The 19,709-nt window shown below is 63.8% G+C and carries 17 protein-coding genes; 11 read left to right on the top strand and 6 right to left on the bottom strand.

All coding sequences use genetic code 11. The annotated features are described in order from the left end of the window. Nucleotides 1–149: 149 nt before the first annotated feature. Nucleotides 150–1,280: a type III PLP-dependent enzyme gene (locus tag HNH97_RS07595; RefSeq protein WP_110913072.1), complete on the top strand. Its 1,131-nt coding sequence runs from the start codon at nt 150–152 to the stop codon at nt 1,278–1,280. A 226-nt stretch (nt 1,281–1,506) separates the two neighbouring features. Continuing rightward, nucleotides 1,507–1,893 carry a copper resistance CopC family protein gene (locus tag HNH97_RS07600; protein ID WP_110913073.1) on the top strand — a complete coding sequence of 129 codons (387 nt, stop codon included), beginning with the start codon at nt 1,507–1,509 and terminating at the stop codon, nt 1,891–1,893. Between the two features lie 191 nt (nt 1,894–2,084). Here the strand turns inward: HNH97_RS07600 and ccmB are convergent, their stop codons facing one another. Beyond that, a complete protein-coding gene (gene ccmB, locus HNH97_RS07605; protein WP_110095662.1) occupies nt 2,085–2,765 on the bottom strand; it encodes a heme exporter protein CcmB in 681 nt (226 codons plus the stop codon). Further along, complete coding sequence (ccmA, locus tag HNH97_RS07610) at nt 2,762–3,460, bottom strand: heme ABC exporter ATP-binding protein CcmA (protein ID WP_456303977.1); 699 nt, start codon at nt 3,458–3,460, stop codon at nt 2,762–2,764. Before ccmA ends, ccmB begins: the two co-directional genes overlap by 4 nt. 218 nt (nt 3,461–3,678) lie before the next feature. Here ccmA and acnA point away from each other — a divergent pair, with 218 nt between their 5' ends. Together acnA and HNH97_RS07620 are read left to right on the top strand one after the other, a co-directional pair. After that, on the top strand, nt 3,679–6,372 hold the full coding sequence (acnA, locus tag HNH97_RS07615) for an aconitate hydratase AcnA (RefSeq protein ID WP_171790479.1): 2,694 nt from the start codon (nt 3,679–3,681) through the stop codon (nt 6,370–6,372). A gap of 267 nt (nt 6,373–6,639) precedes the next feature. Then, nucleotides 6,640–7,533 (top strand): LysR family transcriptional regulator, encoded by an 894-nt coding sequence (locus HNH97_RS07620; protein WP_110913075.1) that lies wholly within the window; start codon nt 6,640–6,642, stop codon nt 7,531–7,533. A 247-nt stretch (nt 7,534–7,780) separates the two neighbouring features. Here HNH97_RS07620 and HNH97_RS07625 read toward each other — a convergent pair whose 3' ends face one another. The 3 genes from HNH97_RS07625 to HNH97_RS07635 all read right to left on the bottom strand — a co-directional run bounded on the left by HNH97_RS07625 (nt 7,781) and on the right by HNH97_RS07635 (nt 10,784). After that, nucleotides 7,781–8,719, bottom strand: coding sequence for a hypothetical protein (locus HNH97_RS07625; RefSeq protein ID WP_171790480.1), 939 nt, complete (start codon nt 8,717–8,719; stop codon nt 7,781–7,783). A gap of 161 nt (nt 8,720–8,880) precedes the next feature. Then, entirely contained in the window at nt 8,881–10,149 is a 1,269-nt protein-coding gene (locus HNH97_RS07630; protein WP_171790481.1) for an AAA family ATPase, read from the bottom strand. Continuing rightward, entirely contained in the window at nt 10,146–10,784 is a 639-nt protein-coding gene (locus HNH97_RS07635; RefSeq protein ID WP_171790482.1) for a hypothetical protein, read from the bottom strand. The genes HNH97_RS07630 and HNH97_RS07635 overlap by 4 nt, the downstream gene beginning before the upstream one ends. A 229-nt stretch (nt 10,785–11,013) precedes the next feature. On the opposite strand from HNH97_RS07635, the gene rimP reads away from it, so the two are divergent. The 5 genes from rimP to rbfA are packed head-to-tail and all read left to right on the top strand — an operon-like array spanning nt 11,014 to nt 16,996. Beyond that, a complete protein-coding gene (gene rimP, locus HNH97_RS07640; protein WP_171790483.1) occupies nt 11,014–11,640 on the top strand; it encodes a ribosome maturation factor RimP in 627 nt (208 codons plus the stop codon). Between the two features lie 20 nt (nt 11,641–11,660). Then, nucleotides 11,661–13,211 carry a transcription termination factor NusA gene (gene nusA / locus HNH97_RS07645; protein WP_171790484.1) on the top strand — a complete coding sequence of 517 codons (1,551 nt, stop codon included), beginning with the start codon at nt 11,661–11,663 and terminating at the stop codon, nt 13,209–13,211. Then, nucleotides 13,174–13,866, top strand: a complete 693-nt coding sequence (locus HNH97_RS07650) for an RNA-binding protein (protein ID WP_244949357.1) — start codon at nt 13,174–13,176, stop codon at nt 13,864–13,866. The genes nusA and HNH97_RS07650 overlap by 38 nt, the downstream gene beginning before the upstream one ends. Then, nucleotides 13,863–16,559 carry a translation initiation factor IF-2 gene (gene infB, locus HNH97_RS07655; protein ID WP_171790485.1) on the top strand — a complete coding sequence of 899 codons (2,697 nt, stop codon included), beginning with the start codon at nt 13,863–13,865 and terminating at the stop codon, nt 16,557–16,559. The genes HNH97_RS07650 and infB overlap by 4 nt, the downstream gene beginning before the upstream one ends. Further along, complete coding sequence (gene rbfA, locus HNH97_RS07660; protein ID WP_110913081.1) at nt 16,556–16,996, top strand: 30S ribosome-binding factor RbfA; 441 nt, start codon at nt 16,556–16,558, stop codon at nt 16,994–16,996. The genes infB and rbfA overlap by 4 nt, the downstream gene beginning before the upstream one ends. A 239-nt stretch (nt 16,997–17,235) precedes the next feature. Here the strand turns inward: rbfA and HNH97_RS07665 are convergent, their stop codons facing one another. Next, nucleotides 17,236–18,204 (bottom strand): MlaD family protein, encoded by a 969-nt coding sequence (locus tag HNH97_RS07665; RefSeq protein WP_110913082.1) that lies wholly within the window; start codon nt 18,202–18,204, stop codon nt 17,236–17,238. A 259-nt stretch (nt 18,205–18,463) separates the two neighbouring features. Here HNH97_RS07665 and truB point away from each other — a divergent pair, with 259 nt between their 5' ends. Then, nucleotides 18,464–19,384: a tRNA pseudouridine(55) synthase TruB gene (truB, locus tag HNH97_RS07670; protein ID WP_171790486.1), complete on the top strand. Its 921-nt coding sequence runs from the start codon at nt 18,464–18,466 to the stop codon at nt 19,382–19,384. A 34-nt stretch (nt 19,385–19,418) separates the two neighbouring features. After that, a complete protein-coding gene (gene rpsO, locus HNH97_RS07675; protein ID WP_003617029.1) occupies nt 19,419–19,688 on the top strand; it encodes a 30S ribosomal protein S15 in 270 nt (89 codons plus the stop codon). The last annotated feature ends 21 nt before the right edge of the window (nt 19,689–19,709 follow it).

Below are 19,709 nucleotides of genomic sequence, written 5' to 3' on the forward strand. Positions count from 1 at the left end.
CGCAACGACGTCAAGCGTTCTGGCAATCGGAGCCTGCTGCTTGGGCTCCTCACTGGTCGCTGGTCCGTTAGACCGTTTCGCAACATCTGTCCGTTTGTTCAGTACTCCCACTTGCATCCGGACGGCAGAACAGAAGGGATTTGGGTGCGATGACTCCCAAAATCGCCCGTTATCTGGCCGAGCAGTCCCCTGCGACGCCATGCCTTGTCGTTGACGTCGATCGCGTCGAGGAACGCTATAGCGCCCTGCGCGAGGCGTTGCCGCTTGCGCGCATCTACTACGCGGTCAAGGCGAATCCGGCTCCGGCCATCCTCGACCGGCTTGTCGGCCTTGGTTCTGCTTTCGACGCCGCCTCGTGGGAAGAAATCCAGATGTGCCTGCGCGCCGGTGCCGCGCCGCAGGACATCTCGTTCGGCAATACCGTCAAGAAGGTGTCGGCCATTGCGCGGGCGCATGAGGCGGGCATCGACATGTTCGCCTTCGACTGCGCCGAGGAACTCGAAAAGCTGGCGCGCCATGCGCCGGGCGCGCGGGTCTACTGCCGCCTGATCGTGGAGAACGAGGGCGCGGACTGGCCACTGTCGCGCAAGTTCGGCACGACGCTGGACAATGCGCGCGACCTGATGCTGCGGGCGCGTGACATGGGGCTGGACCCGTATGGCCTGTCCTTCCATGTCGGCAGCCAGCAGACCGAAACCAACGCGTATGAAGCCGCGATCGCGCGGGTCGGCATGCTGTTCACCGACCTGAAGGCCGCGGGGCTTGAACTGCGCATGGTCAACCTTGGTGGCGGGTTCCCGATCCGTTACCGCGATGACGTGCCGGGCATCGACCGTTTCGCGCTGGCGATCAGCCACGCGATGACGGAGCATTTCGGCAATGACCTGCCGGAAATGATCGTGGAGCCGGGACGTTTCATCGTTGGTGACGCGGGCGTGGTCTCGTCCGAGGTCGTGCTGGTCAGCCGTCGCGGCATCGATGATGGCGTGCGGTGGGTCTATCTCGACATCGGTCGCTTCGGCGGTCTGGCGGAGACGGAGGGCGAGGCGATTCGCTATGGCATCTGCACGCCGCATGACGGCATGGCGACAGGGCCGGTGGCGATTGCCGGTCCGACCTGCGACGGGGCGGACATCATGTATGAAAAGACGCCCTATAACCTGCCGCTGGGTCTGGAATCGGGCGACCGGGTCGAACTGCTCTCCACCGGGGCGTATGTCTCGACCTACTGCTCGACCGGGTTCAATGGCCTGGCGCCGTTGACCGAGCATTATATCTGAGTGGATCTTTCTGCTTAAGATACTGAAAAGTAATAAAAGTTTTTGGGTGCGGCCTTTTTTCAAAAAGGCGGCGTCTTTTGAAGCTTTTTGAAAAAAGCTTCACCAAAAACTTTTAAAAACCTGTCTTTCGGGAGGGGCGGCGCGGGATATCCGTGGCCGTCCCTTTTCTATTTTGTGGGGCGCGATAGAACATCACCCGTCTGTCATCTTCCGTCGGGGGCGCGCCATGCGTAATTCATTTTCCTTCCTGCCCGCCTGCCTTGCCACCGCATTGCTGTGCTTTGGACTGGCGCGACCGGCATGGGCGAATCCGTCGCTGGTGCATGCAACGCCCGCCGCGCGACAGAGCGTGGGGGCGGGAACGGTGACGATCCGGCTGGATTTCGATTCGGTCATTGACCCGTTCCACACGCGACTCGTCCTGCTCGGGCCAAGCGGGGTGCCGCAACTGCTGCTGGCCTCGCCCAAGGATGACGAGCAGCAGGTGATTTCGGTCGATGTGCCGCTGTCCACGCCGGGCGCGTATGTCCTGCAATGGCGCGCGGGCGGCAAGGGAAGCGGCGTCAGCCATGGCGACGTGCCGTTCGAGGTGGTCGCCGCCCCACAGAAGTAACGACCTGCTGGGGTCAGGTCGTCGCTGTATGAAACACCCGGGCGCTGCCCGGACCCGGCAGGGAGCGCGCTCCCTGCACCCTGATTCGTTCACGAAGTCATGGTTTCCAAAGGGTAATACCCTTTGGTGGGGGTTCGGGGGCAAAGCCCCCGGGCATGCGACGCCACTGGCCTGTTAAACGCCGGACCGCGTTATTCCACGGCCGCGCGCAATCCGGCGCCCGCCGCCAGCGGGCACAGCGGGATCGCTGCGGCCAGGAACGCCGCGAGCAGTTCAAGGTCCGGCCCCCATGACAGGCCCGTCTGTGCCGCATCCAGCGCCGCCGCGCCGAAAATCAGCGCGGGCGTGGTCAGCGGCAGCACCAGCAGCGGCAGCAGCACGCCGCCGCGTCGCGCGCCCAGCACGACCGAGGCCGCCATCCCCCCGATCAGCGAGAGAATCAGTGTGCCCAGCAGCAGTCCGATCAGCAGGATCGGCAGGCTGTCCGACGGCATGCCCAGCATGATGCCCAGGGGTGCTGCGGCAGCCAGCAGCGGCAGGCCGGTGGTCAGCCAGTGGGCCATCATCTTCGCCAGTGCGATCAGCGCGGGCGGCAGGCCGGTCATCATCAACTGGTCCAGCGACCCGTCCTCCAGTTCCGACCCGAACAGGCGGTCGAGCGGCAGGAGGGCGGCCAGAAGCGCGCAGACCCAGACGATTCCCGGCGCCATGTGGCGCAGCAGTTCCGGCGAGGGACCGAGTGCGAGCGGGAACAGCGCGCCCGCAAGGATGAAGAACAGCACGGAACCCAGCGTATCCGCCCCGTGGCGCAGGGCCAGGCGCAGGTCGCGTTCAAGGATGGCGAGGATCAGGGTGGGGGTCTGAAGCTTCAAAACAGGTCATCCTCGGGGAAATCCTCCATCGCCTGGGGGATGTCGGATTCGTTCAGTCCCGGCAGCGCCAGCGATTTTGCATCCGGCAGGGGGAGGGGAACGTGCGTGGTTGCGATCACGATTCCGCCAGCTTCGCGATGGGTGCGGAAAAGCGTTTCCAGCAGTCCCATCGTGTTGCTGTCGAGGCCGAGGCTCGGTTCATCCAGCAGCCAGAGCGGCGCACGGGCCAGCAGGACGCGCGCCAGTGCGGCGCGGCGTTTCTGCCCAGCCGAGAGCATGCGTGCAGGCAGGTCCGCCAGTCCGGAAATATTGAGTGCAGACATGCAGGAATCCGGATCGCCGCCGCCAGCGCGCGCCGCCAGCGTCAGGTTTTCGCGCAGCGTCAGCCCGGGTTTGAGCGCATCCTGATGGCCCAGGTACGCCACCCGTTCGGCATGGCGCGAACGGTCCGCCAGCGCATCGACGCCTGACCACAGCACATGGCCGCCTTCCGGTTTGCGCAGCCCGGCCAGCACACGCAGCAATGTGGACTTTCCAGCACCGTTCGGACCGGTCAGCAGCAGCGCGTCACCCGCGTCGAGCGCCAGGCCAACCTGGTCCAGAACAAGGCGTTCCCCGCGAAAAACCGAGATATTTTCCACTTTCAGCAGGGGCGTGTTCCTGGGGGCAAAGGCAGTGATGGCCGGGTCCTCCACATGATTGTGACCGGGGTGGGACAGGGCGTGCCGAAACCCGATCCCGCGTTCTTGTTACCGGGGCTAGCTTGTGTCAGCCCCGCGTCCGGGTATGTTCTACCACCGTTGGGAGATCAAGCCGGTTATCCACTGAAAGGTCACGCCACGCCTGTCTGTTCACGTGGCGGGAGGGCTTCGGTGGATGGCTAACGGCTGATGCCTCGGAGGAAACAAAGCCAATGAAGACGGTTGGGCACGACTCACTGAAAACGGGCCGCACACTTAATGTGGACGGCAAGACCTACCATTATTTTTCCATCCCCGAAGCCGAGAAGACAATCGGCGACGTCGCACGACTGCCGGTCAGCCTGAAGGTGCTGCTGGAAAACGTCCTGCGGTTCGAGGACGGACATTCCTATACGGTTGACGACGCCAAGGCGATCGCCGGCTGGCTGCCCAAGGGCAGTTCCACCAAGGAAGTGCCGTTCAAGCCCGCGCGCATCCTGATGCAGGACTTCACCGGCGTCCCCGCCGTGGTTGACCTTGCCGCGATGCGCGACGGCATCCTCAAGCTCAAGGGTGACCCGCAGAAGGTCAACCCGCTGGTGCCCGTCAACCTCGTGATCGACCATTCGGTCATGGTGGATGTCGCGGGTTCGCCCGAAGCGCTGCAGGATAACGTCACGATCGAGTTCGAACGTAACGGCGAACGTTACGCCTTCCTGCGCTGGGGCCAGGAAGCGTTCGAGAACTTCTCGGTCGTGCCGCCGGGCACGGGTATCTGCCATCAGGTGAACCTGGAATACATCGCGCAGGCGGTGTGGACGGCGCATGTCGGTGGCAAGGACTATGCCTATCCCGACACCCTGTTCGGCACCGACAGCCACACGACCATGGTCAACGGCATGGGCGTGCTGGGCTGGGGTGTTGGCGGGATCGAGGCCGAGGCCGCGATGCTGGGCCAGCCGATCGCCATGCTGATCCCCGATGTCATCGGGTTCAAGATGACCGGCAAGCTGCCCGAAGGCGTGACCGCCACCGACCTGGTGCTGACGGTGACGCAGATGCTGCGCAAGAAGGGCGTCGTCGGCAAGTTCGTCGAGTTTTTTGGCCCCGCCCTTGACCACCTGCCGGTGGCCGACCGCGCGACCATCGCCAACATGGCCCCGGAATACGGCGCGACCTGCGGCTTCTTCCCCGTCGATGACCTGACGCTGGATTACCTGCGCCAGACCGGTCGTGAGGAACACCGCATCAAGCTGACGGAAGAATACCTCAAGGCGCAGGGCATGTTCCGTCACCCGCATTCGGAACATCCCGTCTTCACCGACACGCTGGAACTCGACCTTGCGACCATCGTGCCGTCGATCGCGGGTCCGAAGCGTCCGCAGGACCGCGTGGTCCTCAAGGGTGCCGACAAGGCGTTCGAGACGGAACTGACCGGCAGCCTGGGCGTGCCCGAAGCCGACAAGAACAAGAAGGCGCCTGTCGCGGGCACCAACTATGAACTGGGTCACGGCGATATCGTGATCGCGGCGATCACGTCGTGCACCAACACCTCCAACCCGGCGGTCCTGATCGCTGCGGGCCTGGTGGCGAAAAAGGCGCGCGCGCTGGGCCTGAAGCCCAAGCCGTGGGTGAAGACGTCGCTGGCGCCGGGTTCGCAGGTCGTCACCGACTACCTGACGCGTGCGGGCCTGCAGGAAGAGCTTGACGCGATGGGCTTCAACACCGTCGGGTATGGCTGCACCACCTGTATCGGCAATTCCGGCCCGCTTGAGGACCACATTGTCGATGCCATCGAGAACAACAAGCTCGTGGCCGTGTCCGTCCTGTCGGGCAACCGCAACTTCGAGGGGCGTATTTCCCCGAACGTGCGCGCCAACTACCTCGCCAGCCCGCCGCTGGTGGTCGCCTACTCCCTGCTGGGCACCATCCGCGAGGACCTGACGACGGCGTCGCTGGGCACGTCCAAGGATGGCAAGCCGGTGTACCTGAAGGACATCTGGCCCACCAACCACGAGATCGCCGCCCTGATGGGTTCGGCCATCACGCGTGACGAGTTCATCAAGCGCTACAAGCACGTCAGCCAGGGCACCAAGGAGTGGCAGAACCTGAAGGTCGCGACGGGTTCGGAAACCTATGCATGGGATCCGTCCTCCACCTACGTGCAGGATCCGCCGTACTTCCAGGACATCACGCCCGAGCCCAAGCCGCGTGGCGACATCATCGGTGCGCGCATCCTTGCGCTGCTGGGTGACAACATCACGACCGACCACATCTCGCCCGCCGGCGCGATCAAGGAAAGCTCCCCCGCGGGCAAGTATCTTGAAGCCCATGGCGTCGCGAAGAAGGACTTCAACTCCTACGGTTCGCGTCGTGGCAATGACCGCGTGATGGTGCGTGGCACGTTCGCCAACATCCGCATCAAGAACGAGATGGTTCCGGGGACCGAGGGTGGCTTCTCCAAGCATTATCCCGACGGCAAGGAAGGCGCCATCTACGACGTGGCGATGGAGTACAAGAAGGAAGGCACGCCGCTGGTCGTCTTTGGCGGCAAGGAATACGGCATGGGGTCGTCGCGCGACTGGGCGGCGAAGGGCACCCTGCTGCTGGGCGTGCGTGCGGTGATCGCCGAAAGCTTCGAGCGCATCCACCGTTCCAACCTGGTGGGCATGGGCGTGCTGCCGCTGCTGTTCAAGGACGGCACGACGCGCAAGACGCTGGGCCTGAAGGGCGATGAAATCATCGAAATCAAGGGGCTGGACAACATCACCCCGCGCATGACGATGACGATGACCATCACCCGTGCCGATGGCTCCAAGCAGGAAGTTCCCCTGCTGTGCCGTGTCGATACGCTGGACGAGGTCGAGTATTTCCGCAATGGCGGCATTCTCCAGACCGTTCTGCGTGGCATGACCAAGGCCGCCTGATCCATACAGGCCGGCTGGTGGTTTCGCCAGCATAGGTAAGAAAGACGGCGGTCCGTATCACGGGCCGCCGTTTTTTTATGTCCCGATGATGGCGGCCCGTCCTGCCGATGGCGAAAAACCGCCGGATTCGCCCATGCCTCCGTCCCCGTTATACGGAACCTTGCAAGAAACACATGTCGGCGGTGCTTTTACGCTATATTGTGTATAAATACGGCATCGTTTAAAACTATATATGATGTAATAACATGCTGCACGTACCGGGGCCTCATGGATCTGCTCTCTGCCTTGCACAGCTTCGTTCGCGTGGCTGCAACTGGCTCGTTCTCCGCCGTTTCACGTGAAACCGGGGCCAGCCAGCCGACGATTTCGCGCCATATCGCACTGCTGGAGGCCCATTACGGCGCCACCCTGTTCGCGCGCACAACCCGCAGCCTGATGATGACGGAGGACGGGCGCAGCCTGCTTCCTCACGCCTATGAAGTGCTGGAGATCCTGGAGACGGCGGAAACCGCGCTGGGACGTCGCCGGGCGTCGGTGTCAGGACTGGTCCGGCTGGGTGTTACGACGGCTTTCGGCCTGTATCTGACGGGCAAGCTGGGCAAGCTGCTGGAGGAACATCCCGACCTGTCGGTCGAACTCGTCATGCGCGACGGGTTTGGTGACCTGGTGGAGGAGGGACTCGACCTTGCGGTCAGGGTGGGGTCCATTGCCGAAGGTTCCCTGATTGCGCGGCGACTCGGGTCCGTGCGTCGGTATGTCGTGGCTTCCAGCGACTATCTGGCCCGGCGTGGCACGCCGGCGCATCCGCGCGACCTGCTGAACCATCCCTGTATTGCCTACAGCTATGGCGGATCGCGCCATGACTGGCATTTCGAGTGCAAGGGGGAGGAGAACGTCGTCGCCGCCAGTGGCCCCTTCCGCGCCAACAGCAGCGAGGCCGTATTGCAGGCGGTGCGTTCCGGCCTGGGCATCGGCATGCTGCCGTCCTTTCAGGTGGAGGAAGATATCGCCAGCGGGCGGTTGATCCACCTGTTCCCCGAATGGACGGTGCCGGAAATGCCGTTCTATGCGGTGCATACCGGACCGCGCACCCTGCCGCTGCGTACCCGCACGGTGCTGGATTTCCTGATCGATATTTCGGACGTGCTGCGGCAGGGGTAAGTTGTCCGTAGGGCGCGCGTGGAACCTGTCAAAAGGGTTCGTGCTGGTGGGGATGGTCAGGGCTCTGCCCTGAAACCCGCCAAAGGGCATTGCCCTTTGGAAACCATGACTTTTCAGGGCATTGGGGTGTGGGATCGAGGCCCAGCACCCAAAGCATTCAGAAGTTTTTGGTGAAGCTTTTTCAAAAAGCTTCAAAGAATGTCGCCTTTTCAAAGACAGGGCGACATCCAAAAACTTTTATATTTCCTCAATCAAGCGAACTGCTGGCATTCTTGTCAGTCGGTGCCGCCGGATCCTGCGATGCGCGTGCGCGCTGTTCCTCGCTGGAGGCCATCATGTCGCTGTTGAAGCCGTCATGCAGGATATGCGCCCACGTTTCCATCCAGCTATTGCCTTTCTGCACGAAATTCAGCGCGGCGGGATGCTGCGACAGCGTTTCCTTGGCCCAGTCATCCGGGCTTTGCAGGGAGGCGGTCTTGTCGGTGGCGACCGGATTGAGGAAGATCGTCACCGTTTCCATATTCACCGTATGGTCAGGTGAAGGGGAGGCGAGGGTCCAGCTTGCCTTGTAAAGGACATTCGGCAGGGTGAAGCCCAGTTCCTTCAGGCGGTTGGCAATGATGGCCGTGCGCGTGATGGAGGTGGGATAGACCGCCGCCGTGAACCAGCATTCCACACCCGGCGGTTTTGCCGGCATGACATGGGCGGCAAGGTTGCGGTCGTCATGGCAACTGGAATCCATCGACAGCGCGGCGGTCTCCGGCAGGGCCTGCGTGCTGGCCTCGGCCCCGATCAGGCCGGTGACGACATGATCGTGAACCCGGACAAGGACATTTTCCAGAATCTCGCCATGCGGGCCGGTGATGACATTCATGACCGGATGCCACACCCCTGCCGGCAGCGGCAGGATGCGTCCCGCGAACGGGATCGCCTTGGTCAGACGATCGGTGATCGGCATCATGGTTACGACGCCATCATCACCCCCGCCGGCATTGTCGCTGGGGGGCGGGGCGTCATTCATGCCCAACGCATGATGGATGCGCTGGGTGATGTTCTGCACACCGGGCCACAGGCGCCCCAGATACGCAGGTGGAAAGACCAGCATCAGGATCGAAAAGATGAAAATGGAATACAGGCACAGACGCCATACCGGGGCACGATGCCAGAGACGGGAAAAAGCAGACATTCCGGGATTTCATATCCTGACGCGACATCCGGCCGGGAACGCAGGACCGGATGACAGAAAAGACCATTTCGCCTTACGCCGCGCATCCGGGCAGCCACAGGGCGACTGATGACGCCACGATCACGGGGGATCCCGGCCCCGTCAATGGGACCGGGTGCGGATTACTTGATGATGCGCGCCTTCTGGGCTTCGCTGTCATTGGCGATTTCCGCCACGACACCATCCTCGTTCGACACGATACGTACCAGCTTAGCACCCTGCTGCTGCGCGGTGATGAGCGAGTCGCTGATCATGTCCTCGATGGAACGGGCAAGGTCGCGCGCGCTGGCGGCGGGGCCCATGCGGTCCTGACGGCGCATGACCTGGAACAGCAGCGACGGGTCGATGCCGCCGGTTTCCACCTTCAGGCCATAGCTGTCGATCATCGCCTCGATCTCCAGCGCGGAGACGCGGGCGATATCCAGCCCCTCAAGCGCACGGAACACGAAGATCCGGTCCAGACGGTTCAGCACTTCCGGCGCGAAGCCCGCCTGGCGCAGGGCCTCGACGGATTCGGCGCGCATCTTGTCGGGCTCGTCACTCAGGCGGTCGGCGATCTCCGACAGTTCATCGGTGGCGATGTTGGAGGTCAGGATGAAGATGCAGCGCACGGTGGAGATGTGCTGCCCCGTGGAGGCCTCGGTCACATGGCCGTCGTTCCATGCCGTCAGGAACTTCTTGAAGACATCGGGATGTGCCTTCTCGATCTCGTCGAGCAGCACCACCGCGTCGGGCTTTTCTTTCAGCCCCCCGGTCAGCTTGCCGTACGTGTCGGACCCGACATACCCCTTGGGCGAACCGAAAAGCTGCGTCGCGGCGTGCGGCGAACTCATCTGCGTCATGTCGAAGTTCAGCAGGGGCCGGTCAAGCTGTCGCGCAAGCTGCTTGGCAAGGTAGGTCTTGCCCGTGCCCGGCGGCCCGGCCAGCAGGAAGATGCCCACGGGCTTGCCACGGACATGAAGCGCCAGCCTGCGGCGTAGCTGGGCGGCGATGTCCTCGCACACCTGGTCCTGGCCGATGACGCGCGCACGCAGGCTCGCGGCCAGTTCCTCGGCATCTATGATGGTTTCTTTCTGCTCGCGCGCCAGCATTTCTTCCAGCGCACTACGATTGGTCAGTCTGGCCAGTACGTCCATCATCCATCCCCGTCTGCGTCGGAGTCCCTTTCTGGCCAGTCTCTCTGCACGGTTTTCGAACCAGAGTCCGGCCAGCGTCAAAAATGCGCTACCCACGGCTGCGACCGGATAGGCCGGCGCACACCATTCCATGAAATGCCGTATGCTGGCGAGCGAAAGATGCAAGGCCGCAGCGGCCTGTATGCTGCCCAGTATCAGGAATATGACCATGATGACCGGCAGCATGCGTTCAAAAGCCGGATACAGCGCCTTCATTGAACGACGACCCCGATAACAAGTTGTCCATCCTTGTACAGCACCGGCAGCGACGTCGGCCCGGGGACAAAGATCGCCCCCGCATGCAGTCCGGTGGCGCCCGGGTCGCTGACGGGACGGATCGTGACCTCGCCCGCGATGCGGATCGGCAGGACAACCGTACGTGGCTGCCCCGTCAGGTGCACGATCTGGGTCAGGCCCATGGATTCCACGCTGACGACCGAACTGCCCGTGCCCATGTCATACAGCGGCATTTCCGCCAGCACGATCTCATGGCGCTTGAGCGCCGCGAGGATCGCATTCTTCTGGTTGATGTCGAATGACGTGAACTGCAGCATGTCGGTTGCGCGGTCCGGCGCGATCATGGGCATTTCACCCAGAAGGTCCGCATGCGTGCGGGTATGGTCCACCGCCGCGCGCAATCCCCCGCCGGCACTGCTGCCGCCCTGTCCCGCCAGTGCGGTGGGTGCCCCGGCAGCGCCGCCTGCGCCACTGGTGGCATCCGACGCGCCGCCAAGGCTGTGGACGCCAAGGCCCCCCGCCACGACAGCCGCCAGCAGCCCCGCCACAACCATGCGGCGGCTGCCGCCCTGGCGTTGTGGCTGGCGGGATGGTTCCGTCGGTGGGGCGGACATCGGCGTCATGTTATTATAATGATGGGGCCGGAAGGGGGAGGCAAGCGTTTAAGCGGCGCGTAGTGTGACCGGCGGCTTAAAAAAGCGTTCACATATGCATTTGCCCGTCCCGTACTGTCGGCGTGCACTATATAGAACTTGCGAACTGGCGGATCATGGCCTAAGTATTGCGGCAATTCCTTCAATTTACGATTATTTGGGGGGTGGCCGCAGGGCCGCCTTTTTTGCATTGGACGCAGACCTGCCTTTCCTGACCGGCCTCGACGCCCGCATCGCCGACATGATCGGCCCCGCGCTGGTGGACATGGGGTTCGAGCTTGTCCGCGTCGCGGTGCTGGGGCGGGAATCCCCGACCGTGCAGATCATGGCCGATCGCGCCGATGGTTCGCAGATCACCATTGAGGATTGTGAGCAGATCAGTCACGCGGTCGGCGCAATCCTCGACGTGGAGGACCCGCTGCCGGGTGAATGGACGCTGGAGGTCTCGTCCGCCGGGATCGACCGCCCGCTGACGCGACCCAAGGACTGGGACCGTTATGCTGGCCACCTTGCGAAGGCGGAGATGAACATGCCCGTCGATGGCCGCAAGCGGTTTTCGGGCATCGTGCTCGGCGCGCGCGACGGGCACGGGTTGATGCGCCTTGACGACGGGGTCGAGGTGGCGTTGCCTTTCGAGGAGATGCGCAAGGCGCGGCTGGTGCTGACCGATGCGCTGATCGAGGCGAGCGCCCGCATGGCGCGTCCCGACGGTGACGCGCCGCAGACTGATGAGGACCCGACGGCCGAGTCGCCGGACGGGATGTTGGAACAGACTCGCGGTCGGCGCGGCGGCAAGCCGTCGCGCAAGGCCCACTGAAAGACGCTCTGGAGACCCTGATGGATACGTCCGTTTCCCGTCCTGAACTGTTGCTGGTGGCGGATGCCGTCGCGCGTGAGAAGTCGATCGACCGCGAAGAAGTGCTCGAGGCGATGGAGCAGGCCATCCAGAAGGCCGGCCGCGCCAAGTACGGCCACGAAAAGGACATTCGCGCCACCATCGACCGCAAGACCGGTGACGTGCGCCTGTCGCGCTGGACCGAGGCGGTGGAGGAAGTGGAGAACGAGGAGACCCAGATCCCGCTTCACATCGCGCGCAAGTTCCGCCCGGAAATCCAGTTGGGCGAACATCTGATCGACCCGCTGCCGCCCATCGATTTCGGCCGCATCGCCGCCCAGACGGCCAAGCAGGTGATCGTCCAGCGCGTGCGCGAATATGAGCGCAAGCGCCAGTACAACGATTTCAAGGACCGCGTGGGCGAGATCGTCAACGGCACCGTCAAGCGGACCGAATACGGCAACCTGATGGTGGAGATCGGCAGTTCCGAGGCGCTGCTGCGCCGCGACGAACTGATCCCGCGCGAAAGCTTCCGCAATTCGGATCGCGTGCGCGCCTATATCTATGACGTGCGTGATGAGCCGCGCGGGCCGCAGATCTTCCTGTCGCGCACGCACCCGGCGTTCCTTGCCAAGCTGTTCGCGCAGGAAGTGCCCGAAATCTATGACGGCATCATCGAGATCAAGGCCGTGGCCCGTGATCCGGGTTCGCGCGCCAAGATGGCGGTGATCTCCCGCGATGCCTCCATCGACCCGGTCGGCGCGTGCGTCGGCATGCGCGGATCGCGCGTGCAGGCGGTGGTGCAGGAACTGCAGGGCGAGAAGATCGACATCATCCCGTGGAGCCCGCAGGCCGCGACCTTCGTGGTCAACGCGCTGGCGCCGGCGGAAGTGAGCAAGGTGGTGATGGACGAGGAAGCCGGCAGGGTCGAGGTGGTCGTCCCCGACGAGCAGTTGAGCCTTGCCATCGGCCGTCGCGGCCAGAACGTGCGCCTTGCCAGCCAGTTGACGCGCTGGGACATCGACATCCTGACCGAGGCCGAGGAATCGGAGCGTCGCCAGGAAGAGTTCCGCCGCCGCAGCAACCTGTTTGTCGAGGCGCTTGACGTTGACGACGTGATCGCCGGCCTGCTGGTGACCGAAGGGTTCCATTCCATCGAGGAACTGGCCTTCGCCGATGCGGACGAACTGGCGGGAATCGAGGGCTTTGACGAGGATGTCGCCAGCGAACTGGTGCGACGCGCCGAAGGCTTCCTCGCCCGCCGCGAAGAGGAAATGGACGAAAAGCGCCGCGCGCTTGGCGTGTCGGACGATATCGCCAACCTTGGTGTATTCACGGTGCAGATGCTCGTGACGCTGGGTGAGAAGGGCGTCAAGACGCTTGATGACCTTGCGGACCTGGCGGGTGACGAACTGGTCGATATCCTTGGCGCCGATGCCATTGATGAGGAAGCGGCCAACGAGATCATCATGGCCGCGCGCGCGCACTGGTTCGAGGATGACGAGTCGGGGGCGGATGAGGCCCCTGAACAGCAGGAGAATTCCGACGTCTGAGGAATATCCCATAGACGATCACGAGACGCAGGAAGAACGCGGGCCGCTGCGCCGTTGCGCGGTCACGCGGGAGCGCCTGCCACGTGAAACGATGGTCCGGTTTGTTATTTCACCTGACCGGATCGTGACCCCCGATCTTTCCGCGCGTCTGCCCGGACGGGGAATTTGGTTGAGCGCACGGCGGGATGTGCTAGAAACAGCACAGACACGTGGCGTGTTTGCACGTGCCGCGCGCGGACAGGTTGTCATTCCGCCTGATCTGGCCCATCTGGTAATGGACGGGCTTGAACGCAGGATGATGGATGTCCTGGGACTCGCACGGCGGGCCGGACAGGTTGTCTGTGGCTTTGCCAAGGTGCGGGAATGGGTCGTGGGCGGTCGCGCCGCGCTGGTTATCCAGGCGGCGGACGGGAGCCCGGACGAGAGGATGAGAGTTTTGTCCGGTGCACGGGATCTTCCGGTTGCGGTTGTTCCTACGGCATCGGCACTGGGTGCGGCATTCGGCCGTGACCATGTCGTTCATGCAGCGATGCTGCATGGCGAACTGGCGCGCCGTTTCCGTGTCGAGAATGAACGTTTTGCGGGACTGTCCGGCAGGATGGAACCGAATTCGGCGGATAAGTCCGTCGGACGGTGTGAACAGGCGGGTACATGAGCGAAGGCAACGATCAGGATCAGGGTAAGGGACGCTTGTCCCTGCGGCCGGCGGGCCGGAGGGAGGTCGGACGGACGGTCGATGCCGGTTCCGTCAGGCAGAGCTTCAGCCATGGTCGTTCAAAGGTGGTCCAGGTGGAGGTGCGCAAGAAGCGCGGCGCCGGGACTCCAGGCAGCGGATCCGGTCCGTCGGGTGGCCGTTCCGGTGGCCGCGCCGGTGCCGGACGGGCGCTGACGGCGGCCGAACTGGCCACGCGCCAGCGCGTGCTCGAAGAGCAGCGCAAGGCCGCGATCCAGCGCGAGAAGGAACGGCGCGAACAGGAAAAGATCACGATCCTGTCGGCTGCCGAGGAAGCACGGCGCAAGGAAGAGGACGCCCGCCGCGAGGCCGAGGAAAGCGCACGCGCCAAGGCCGAGGCCGAAGCGCGCGAGCGTGAGGAAAAGCAGGCCCGTGCCGCAAGCGCCCCGCAGTCCAAGGGCCCTGCCGCAGCGCCGACGCCGGAACCCCCGGGTCCCGTCGTGTCGGCCACGCCGATCCCCGGCGAGGTGACGCTTGCGCCGCCGATGGAACGTCTGCGTCCGCTGGCTGAACGCGCGATCATGCCGTCCAAGCCGGTCACGCCGTCGCGGCCCGCGCCGTCGCGTGCCAATTCGGCTGCGGCACCCGCGGAAACCCTGCGCCTGCGCTCCGGCCGGGCCGACGGGGGCGAGGAAGAACGTCGTCCCAGCCGTCGCCCCGGTGGCAATGTTGCGCCGGGACGCCGTCCTTCGGGCGGGTCGAAGAAGAATGACAGCCGCCGTTCGGGCCGCATTGACGTGCAGGCCGCGATCGAGGGTGATGATGACAAGACGCGTTCGCTCGCATCGGTCCGTCGCCAGCGTGAGCGTGAACGCCGTCAGGCGGAACTGGAACGCCTGCGTTCGGATCAGGTCCGCGTGGTGCGTGATGTCGTGCTGCCCGAGACGATCACGGTGCAGGAACTCGCCAACCGCATGGCCGCCCGTCAGGGTGAGGTCATCAAGGCGCTGATGAAGATGGGCGTCATGGCGACCGTCACGCAGTCGCTGGATGCGGATACCGCCGAACTGATCGTGCAGGAATTCGGCCATCGTGTCCGTCGCGTCGCCGACAGCGACGTGGAACTGGGCATCGAGGGTATCGAGGACAAGCCTGAGGACCTGCGGCCGCGTCCGCCGGTCGTCACGGTCATGGGCCATGTCGATCACGGCAAGACCTCGCTTCTTGATGCGCTGCGCACGACCGATGTCGCCAATGGCGAAGCGGGCGGCATCACGCAGCATATCGGTGCGTATCAGGTCACGCTGGCGTCGGGTGCGAAGATCACCTTCATCGACACCCCGGGTCATGAGGCCTTTACGGCCATGCGTGCCCGTGGCGCGTCGGTGACGGATGTCGTCGTGCTGGTCGTGGCGGCGGATGACGGTGTCATGCCGCAGACGATCGAGGCCATCAAGCATGCCAAGGCGGCGGATGCCCCGATCATCGTCGCGATCAACAAGTGCGACAAGCCGGGTGCGAACCCCGACCGTGTCCGTCAGGAACTGCTGTCGCACGAGATCGTCGTCGAAAGCATGGGTGGCGACACGCAGGATATCGAGGTCTCCGCCCTCAAGCGCACGGGCCTCGACAAGCTGGAAGAAGCGATCCTGCTGCAGGCCGAAATGCTCGACCTCAAGGCGAATCCCGATCGCATGGCCGAAGGTGCGGTCATCGAAAGCCGTCTGGATCGTGGACGTGGCCCCGTGGCCACCGTCCTGGTCCAGAAGGGCACGCTGCGCCGTGGTGACATCGTGGTGGCTGGCGCCGAATGGGGCCGGGTGCGTGCGATGATCGACGATCGCAACCGTCAGGTGCAGGCCGCAGGCCCGTCCATGCCGGTCGAGGTGCTGGGCATTGCCGGGGTTCCCGGCGCGGGTGAGCAGTTCGTTGTCGTTGACAATGAAAACCGCGCCCGTGAGATTTCGGAGTTCCGTCAGCGCGTGATCAAGGAACGCACCGCAGCAGGCCAGACGGCCGCGCGTGGCACCCTTGACCAGATGCTGGCCCGGATCCAGGCCGGTGCGCAGAAGGAAGTCGCGGTCCTTATCAAGGCCGACGTGCAGGGATCTGCCGAAGCCCTGCAGATCACGGTGCAGAAGCTGGAGCATGAGGAAGTCAAGATCCGCGTCCTTAACGCGGGTGTTGGCCAGATCACCGAAAGCGACGTGCAGCTTGCCAAGGCGTCGGGTGCGGTCATCATCGCCTTCAACGTGCGTGCCACGGCCCAGGCCCGTGAGCTTGCGCAGCGCGAGGGCGTGGATATCCGCTACTACTCGATCATCTATCAGGTGGCCGACGATGTGGAGCAGTTGGTGCGTGGCAAGATCGCGCCCAAGCACCGCGAGAAGTTCCTGGGCTATGCCGAGATCCGTCAGGTGTTCGACATTACCCGCGTGGGCAAGGTCGCCGGCTGCTATGTCACCGAAGGCGTGGTCAAGCGTGGCTGTGGCGTGCGCCTGCTGCGTGACAACGTCGTTATCCATGAGGGTGAGCTGAGCCAGCTCAAGCGCTTCAAGGACGATGTGAAGGAAGTGGCGCGCGGTTACGAATGCGGCCTGTCCTTTGCCGGCTACAACGACCTGCGTGAAGGCGACGTGGTCGAGTGCTTTGAAATGGAACTGGTCCCGGCATGAGCCGCCATTCTTCACGGGACAAGGTAAAGACCACCGGACCGGCAGGGAAGCTTGCCGGTCATGGTGTGTCTGGACCCTCGCAGCGCCAGTTGCGCGTGGCCGAGGAGATCCGCCGCGTGCTGGCGGATATTTTCGCGCGTGTCGAATTCCGTGACCCGGAACTGGTCGATGCCCGTATTACCGTAACCGAAGTGCGGATTTCGCCCGACCTCAAACATGCGACCGTCTTTGTCGCACGTCTGGGCCGCAGCGATATCGAGGCCCTTCTGCCGGCGCTCAAGCGGGTTTCATCCTTCCTGCGTTCGCGCCTGTCGCACATGGTGCGCCTGCGTGGTGTGCCGGAACTGCATTTCCAGCCCGATACGGCACTGGATTATGCGATGCATGTGGATGACCTGCTGCGGGATCCGTCCGTGGCGCGCGATCTGGAAGACTGAGGGCGCGTTTTCAGGATCGTCCTTTGGGTGAAATGCCGCTCTCTGGTCTAGGGGGCGGCATTCTTTTTGAAGCTTTTTGAAAAAAGCTTCACCAAAAACTTCTTTAGGAATCAGGGTGCAGGGATCGCGATCCCTGCCGGGTCCGGGCAGCGCCCGGATTCTACCTTTTGCGATTACCCCTCATCGGGGAAAACAGGCAGAAAGCCAGCCTGCTCCACATCAATGAAGCAGGGCCGCAATCAGTTGCGGCGGCCCATCAGCAGAAGCTGGGGATTGCGTTCCACATCGGTGGCGAAACCGCGCAGGGCCGAGGCCGCAGCCGCAAGGTCACGCAGCGAGGAATCGAGGTTGGCGCGATCCGCCGAACTCGGCGCCGTGATGTCATGCAACCCGGCAAGGGTCTGGCGCGCTTCGGTCACGGTATTGTTGGAATTGAGCAGCAGGTCATGCAGTTCCGCCCCGCGCGAATCCAGCTGCTGTGTGCCGCTGTTGGCCAGCCGGTCGATCGAGGCCAGCGTCACGTCAAGCCGCTTGTCGAGGTCGCGGATCGTGTCGGTCGCGGTATCGACGGTCACGCGGCTGCGGTCGGATGTTTCCTTCACGCTGGTGACCAGCGGGGGCAGGTCCTTGTCCAGCCGGTCGGCCAGGCTGCGGATGCTGACCAGCATTTCATCGGCGTTGGTCGCGATCGTCTTCAGCGGCAGCGTCGTCAGCGTATCGGTCAGCTTCTGCATTTCCGATTCGCGCACCGGGATTTCCGTCAGGTCCGAAATGCCCGGATGCAGTTGCGCGGGCGTCGCGGGGTCAAAGGACAGGTCGATTTCCTCCTGCCCGGTCACGAAGCTCTGCATATGCAGTTCCGCGCGCAGGCCGTGGCGGATCAGGTCCGGCAGTCCTTCGGCGGTCAGGCCCTGGCTGTGTTCGGTGGATTTGGTGCGGTCTGCGCGCAACTGGACCGTGACGGGGATATACGCCTTGTGGGAGGCGGGATCGAACTTGATCCCGATCTTTTCCACCGTGCCGACCTGCACGCCTTCCAGCGTGACGGGGGCACCAATTCCCAGCCCGTTGATGGCCCCGTCGAAGATCACGACGGCGTTGTTGGTGGCGGAAAACGGGTGGAATTTGCCGAACAGGACGACTGCCGCGACCCCCAGCAGCGCACCACCCAACACGAAAGCGCCGACCGTGGTCTGCCGTTCTGCCATGTGTTCAGGTCTCCCTACGACGCAATATTAAAGAGGTTTCAGTCCAATCCGCCTTACGCGACCGGTCATCAAGGATGACACCAGAATGCCTGTCGCGAAAGCGGGGCCGCCGGATGGCTGGCATGTTCCCGCCGGGGCGTTTTATCATACGCGGGCGCAACGGCCATCCCCATGGCACAAGAATTAGGCCATTGCCCCGCCCCGGCGCGTCGTTTACACGCACGGGCCTTGGTTCTTTGGCAAAAAGGTTCTTGTGCTGATGCGACGCAGGCGTGGACGCCCGATCGATGGCTGGCTGATTGTGGACAAGCCGTCAGGCATGACGTCAACGCAGGTGGTCGGCCGTGTCCGATACCTGTTCGATGCGTGCAAGGCCGGGCATGGCGGCACGCTTGACCCGCTGGCGACGGGGCTTCTGCCGATCGCGTTCGGCGCGGCCACGAAAACCGTCCCCTATGTGATGGACGGGACCAAGCGGTACCACTTCACCCTGCGCATCGGCGAGGCACGCGATAGTGATGACGCCGATGGCACGGTGACCGAAACATCGGACGTGCGGCCCGACAATGCGGCGTTCGAGGCGGCACTGGCGGCGTTTCGCGGGGACATCATGCAGGTGCCGCCGGTCTTTTCCGCGCTCAAGGTCGGGGGGAAGCGGTCCTATGACATGGCGCGGGAGGGACGCCCGCCCGAACTGCCGCCGCGTCCGGCGCGTATCGACCGTTTCGAACTGATCGCGCGTCCCGACGCGGATACCGCGATCTTTGAGGTGGAATCCGGCAAGGGGGTGTACATGCGCTCGCTTGCGCGTGATATCGCGCGGGCCTGCGGGACGGTGGGCCATGTCGCGGCGCTGCGGCGGTTGCAGGTGGGGCCTTTTGGTGAGTCCGATGCGATTATGCTGGACAAAATCGTCGCCAGCGCCGACAACGCGCCTGCCTCGCCGGATCTGCTGCTTCCGGTCGCGACCGCGCTGGACGACATCCCGGCGCTGGCCCTGACCCCCGAAGAAGCGGATTCCCTGTCGCACGGGCAGGCGCTCAGCCTGCTTGACCTGATGGGCCGGATTCCGGATGCCGTCGATCCCCGCAGCGGGGTCGTGCGTGCGATGGACGGGGCGCGTGTCGTGGGCCTGTGCCGTCCTGCTGAGGGATGGCTGCGGCCCGTGCGCATGCTGTAGCCAGAACCTCTTTGAAGATACACGGAGCAACCCGATGTCGATTACCCCGGAACGCCGTACGGCGCTGATTGATGAATACCAGACCGCAGCCAAGGACACCGGTTCGCCGGAAGTGCAGGTTGCGCTGCTGACGGAACGGATCGTCAACCTGACCGAGCACCTGAAGACCCACGCGAAGGACTTCCATTCGCGTCGTGGCCTGCTGATGCTTGTCGGCCGCCGCCGTCGCCTGCTTGATTACGTCAAGCGCAAGAGCCAGACCCGCTATGAAACGCTGATCAAGCGTCTGGGCCTGCGTCGCTGATTTGCGGCATGGCGGGATCGC

This window comes from Gluconacetobacter entanii, from assembly GCF_013155425.1.
Taxonomy (GTDB): domain Bacteria; phylum Pseudomonadota; class Alphaproteobacteria; order Acetobacterales; family Acetobacteraceae; genus Novacetimonas; species Novacetimonas entanii.

Bases quoted from the DNA above. Each gene is read 5' to 3' on its own strand.
- HNH97_RS07595 (WP_110913072.1), top strand. From the start codon at position 150: ATGACTCCCAAAATCGCCCGTTATCTGGCCGAGCAGTCCCCTGCGACG.
- HNH97_RS07600 (WP_110913073.1), top strand. From the start codon at position 1,507: ATGCGTAATTCATTTTCCTTCCTGCCCGCCTGCCTTGCCACCGCATTG.
- acnA (WP_171790479.1), top strand. From the start codon at position 3,679: ATGAAGACGGTTGGGCACGACTCACTGAAAACGGGCCGCACACTTAAT.
- HNH97_RS07620 (WP_110913075.1), top strand. From the start codon at position 6,640: ATGGATCTGCTCTCTGCCTTGCACAGCTTCGTTCGCGTGGCTGCAACT.
- HNH97_RS07625 (WP_171790480.1), bottom strand. From the start codon at position 8,719: ATGTCTGCTTTTTCCCGTCTCTGGCATCGTGCCCCGGTATGGCGTCTG.
- HNH97_RS07630 (WP_171790481.1), bottom strand. From the start codon at position 10,149: ATGAAGGCGCTGTATCCGGCTTTTGAACGCATGCTGCCGGTCATCATG.
- HNH97_RS07635 (WP_171790482.1), bottom strand. From the start codon at position 10,784: ATGTCCGCCCCACCGACGGAACCATCCCGCCAGCCACAACGCCAGGGC.
- nusA (WP_171790484.1), top strand. From the start codon at position 11,661: ATGGATACGTCCGTTTCCCGTCCTGAACTGTTGCTGGTGGCGGATGCC.
- HNH97_RS07650 (WP_244949357.1), top strand. From the start codon at position 13,174: ATGAGGCCCCTGAACAGCAGGAGAATTCCGACGTCTGAGGAATATCCC.
- infB (WP_171790485.1), top strand. From the start codon at position 13,863: ATGAGCGAAGGCAACGATCAGGATCAGGGTAAGGGACGCTTGTCCCTG.
- rbfA (WP_110913081.1), top strand. From the start codon at position 16,556: ATGAGCCGCCATTCTTCACGGGACAAGGTAAAGACCACCGGACCGGCA.
- HNH97_RS07665 (WP_110913082.1), bottom strand. From the start codon at position 18,204: ATGGCAGAACGGCAGACCACGGTCGGCGCTTTCGTGTTGGGTGGTGCG.
- truB (WP_171790486.1), top strand. From the start codon at position 18,464: ATGCGACGCAGGCGTGGACGCCCGATCGATGGCTGGCTGATTGTGGAC.
- rpsO (WP_003617029.1), top strand. From the start codon at position 19,419: ATGTCGATTACCCCGGAACGCCGTACGGCGCTGATTGATGAATACCAG.